This window comes from Achromobacter sp. SIMBA_011 (assembly GCF_046535435.1).
Lineage (GTDB): Bacteria > Pseudomonadota > Gammaproteobacteria > Burkholderiales > Burkholderiaceae_B > Achromobacter > Achromobacter dolens.
Window position 1 is genome coordinate 1 of the sequence record NZ_JAWRWN010000627.1, and the last position, 264, is coordinate 264.

Below are 264 nucleotides of genomic sequence, written 5' to 3' on the forward strand. Positions count from 1 at the left end.
GCAGTCGCCGCGCTGCACCTGCGCGGGCACGCGCTTGCAGACCACTTCGCCGTCGCCTTTGAAGCGATGCAGCACCGGTTCGCGCAGCGGCGTATCGGGGAAGTGCACCCACGCGGCCGGCTGGCCGGCCGTCACGCGCTCGCCGAGCTCGACGAGCGGTTCGTACAGCCCGCGCTCGTATGCATAGACGAAGTGGCGATCGCCGTCCACGCGCAGGAAGCGCGTGACGGTCGGCGGCGCATCGGGCACGAGTGCGCCGTGCAG

1 protein-coding gene is annotated in these 264 nt (G+C 71.6%); it reads right to left on the reverse strand.

The features are described 5' to 3' along the window. Positions 1-264 (reverse strand): succinylglutamate desuccinylase/aspartoacylase family protein (locus SB816_RS32460; RefSeq protein ID WP_410548306.1); only part of this gene is annotated, 264 nt, incomplete at both ends.